This window comes from Paenibacillus vini, assembly GCF_018403325.1.
Lineage (GTDB): Bacteria > Bacillota > Bacilli > Paenibacillales > Paenibacillaceae > Fontibacillus > Fontibacillus vini.
Genome location: NZ_BOSL01000092.1, coordinates 1 through 239, shown reverse-complemented (window position 1 = coordinate 239; position 239 = coordinate 1). Strand labels below are relative to the sequence as shown.

Sequence of the window (239 nt, the reverse complement as noted above, 5' to 3'; positions counted from 1 at the left end):
CCCAGTGTGGCCGTTCACCCTCTCAGGTCGGCTACGCATCGTCGCCTTGGTGAGCCGTTACCCCACCAACTAGCTAATGCGCCGCAGGCCCATCCGTAAGTGACAGATTGCTCCGTCTTTCATTATTTCACCATGCGGTGAAATAAATTATCCGGTATTAGCTACCGTTTCCGGTAGTTATCCCAGTCTTACGGGCAGGTTGCCTACGTGTTACTCACCCGTCCGCCGCTAACCATCAG

At 54.4% G+C, this 239-nt stretch carries 1 rRNA gene; it reads right to left on the bottom strand.

From position 1 onward, the window contains the following. Window positions 1-239: ribosomal RNA gene (locus tag KJS57_RS26300) — 16S ribosomal RNA — on the bottom strand; the annotation flags it as partial.